Source organism: Acinetobacter sp. YH01024 (assembly GCF_013420195.1).
In the GTDB taxonomy this organism is placed as follows: domain Bacteria; phylum Pseudomonadota; class Gammaproteobacteria; order Pseudomonadales; family Moraxellaceae; genus Acinetobacter; species Acinetobacter amyesii.
Map to the genome: position 1 here is coordinate 1 of NZ_VOYQ01000091.1, position 2,796 is coordinate 2,796.

General features: G+C 43.5%; 3 protein-coding genes. All 3 read right to left on the minus strand.

All coding sequences use genetic code 11. From position 1 onward, the window contains the following. Positions 1-40 precede the first annotated feature (40 nt). On the minus strand, positions 41-754 hold the full coding sequence (locus tag FTT88_RS16875; protein WP_004984479.1) for an ABC transporter ATP-binding protein: 714 nt from the start codon (positions 752-754) through the stop codon (positions 41-43). Continuing rightward, the gene (locus FTT88_RS16880) at positions 747-1,970 is read right to left on the minus strand and encodes an ABC transporter permease (RefSeq protein ID WP_180174129.1); all 1,224 of its coding nucleotides are present in this window, start codon (positions 1,968-1,970) and stop codon (positions 747-749) included. Before FTT88_RS16880 ends, FTT88_RS16875 begins: the two co-directional genes overlap by 8 nt. Then, the coding region (locus FTT88_RS16885; protein ID WP_180174130.1) for an efflux RND transporter periplasmic adaptor subunit at positions 1,967-2,796 on the minus strand (830 nt) is incomplete at its 5' end. The genes FTT88_RS16885 and FTT88_RS16880, both read right to left, overlap by 4 nt.

The following is a 2,796-nucleotide window of genomic DNA, read 5'->3' on the forward strand; positions in this document are numbered from 1 at the left end:
TTTGAACTGCTTTTACCAGAAGAGTGATCTACATTCCGGCTCATTCCATCTCGTGTTTGGAATCACTCTGAATTCTCCCATCCACCAAATTAATGGTTCGATCACAGGTCGCCGATAATCTAGGATCATGAGTCACCAATAAGACTGCACAGTCATGTTCGCGATGTACTTTACGAAATAATTCAAACATTTCCGCAGCAGTTTGAGTATCCAGATTACCTGTCGGTTCATCGGCCAACAATAGTGCAGGCTGAGTAATCAGTGCACGTGCAATCGCTACGCGTTGCTGCTGCCCTCCAGAAAGCTCATTGGGTTTACGGTCAGCGAACTTATCTAACCCTACAGCGGCCAATAATTCATGGGCATATTGCAACGCAGATTGATCTGGCTTACCTTGCTTCAGCATTAATGGCATGAGTACATTATGTAAGGCAGTAAAAGCCTGTATAAGATGATGGAACTGAAACACAAAACCTATACTATTGCCTCGTAATGCTGTCCGAGCCGTATCATCCATACGGCTTGTAGCCTGCCCCAACAAGTACAACTCACCACGACTAGGCTGATCTAATAAGCCGAGAATATTCAGTAAAGTACTTTTGCCTGAACCAGAAGGACCAATTAATGCAGCAAAGTCATTCCGTTGAATACACAGGTCAATTCCATGTAATACCTCCACTTCATTAGGCTGCCCAACATTGTAAGACTTTCGCAATGCTTCTAAACGCAGTACTTCCTGAGATGGATCAAACATGACGAATTGCCTCCACAGGATCAAGTGCAGCAGCCCGACGGGATGGTATTGCAGCAGCCAAAATACCTGTCACTGTCGCCAAGAATAATGCCGACAAGATAAGCTTGATTGAAATCGAAATATAAAACAAGCCGGGACCAAACTGATTAAATCCCCAGATCAAACCATAACTGACAACACTACCAAGCATCGAACCAAGCAGACCAAAAATTGCTCCCTGAAATAAGAAAACTCTTAAAATTTGCGTTTGTGTAGCCCCAGTTGCACGTAAAATACCGATTTCCCGAGTCCGTTGCACCACACTCACCGACATCACACTGGCAATTCCAAAAGCGACTGAAATCCCTACAAAAACAATAATCATGTTGGTCGAAAGACTTTGAGCGGTAATCGCATTCATTAATTGAGCATTGGTTTCAATCCAGCTTTCTGCTTTTAATCCAACCAGGCGTCCAACTTGTGAGGCAATTTGCTCCGCCTGAAAAATATCTTGGATCGTCAGATCAATCACTGTGACCCCACCAGGCAAATTAAGTAAAGATTGCGCCTGTTTCAAATCCAGATAGACATAGCGCGCATCCAATTCACGCACGCCCAGTTCAAATATTCCAGAGATATTCACCACTGCATTTTTCTGTTGTCCAGTATCTAATCTTAATTTGCTCCCGACTTGCACACCCAAATCTTTGGCTAATTGACGCCCAATTAATACATTATCCGCACTGACCCGTAATTCACCACTCACCATATATTGCTTCAACGGAATAATCTGTTGATAACGTTCAAGGTTGATACCAACCAATGCAACAGATTGAATTGCATCTCCGCGCTGTACAAATGCAGGACCAGAGACCACAGGAGAAACCGCAGTCAACACCGGTAAATGATCTAAAGTCCCAGTAATCTGCTGCCAATTATTAATAGAACGTAAGCGTTGTGCACGCTGATCTTCTAGTAACAACTGAAGTGTTCCTGCTGCTGGTGGCACAATATGATTCACCTCATCTGGTGAGAGCAAACGAATATGCGCTTGTGTCCCTAAAGTCCTTTCTACAATATTCGATTGTAAACCCTGAATTAAGGCGCTAATGAACACAATGACCGCTACCCCCACCGCGACGCCAATGGTAATCATCATCGACTGTGTGCGACCCTCTCGCAAAAAACTGATTGCGATGGTCCACTCGGTCCAAAGTCGCCTAAAAAAGTTTTTCAATCGAATTTCACCGGTAATTCATTTTTGCTATTTTTCTGATCCGTTTGACTCTGGAAAACACGTTTAGTTTTCTCTATTCGGACACGAGTTCCATCTTTAAGCACTGATTCTGCATCGGTAAGGACGTGATCACCTTCTTTCACTCCAGCTACAACTTCAGACATAACCAAACCACGTAAACCCAGTGTGATAGGATGACGTTGAATTTTTCTATCTCTTACTAAAATAACCATAGCCTTGTTGCCACTTATACTGCTTAAAGCATCATTTGGAATGACCAAGGTTCGCTCGCGCTTGTTGGTTTCAACATTTACCGATACCGTCATGTCTTGACGCAGAAAACCTGGGACTGGATCAACTGTTAATCGGACGTCTACTGTGCCACGTTGAGCATCAATACTTGGAGCAATAAAATTAATATGGGCAGGAAAAGATTGATTTGGATAGGCATCTGCAATCACTGCGGCTTTTTGTTGTAAAGCCAGCAGTGGTAAATTTCGTTCATCAAATGGCACTCGTATTTCAGTCGCACCATCCAGTGCAATAGTGAAGAGAGTCTGACTCGGTTGTACCAGATCCCCTGGCTCAACATTACGCGTTAAAATAATACCTGAAACTTCTGCACGAATTTTGGTCTTGGCAAGTTGCGCTTGTAGTGCAGCGAGTCGTTCGCGTAATTTTGTCTCTTCAACTTTATTTGGGGCAAGTGAAGCAACTTTTAATCGAGCTGATTCCAAATTATTACGGGCGAGTCTTTCTGCCTCTATCGATTTCTCCCTTTCCTCTGCTGATAATATTCCTGATTCGGTATTTCGTCTGCGTAACG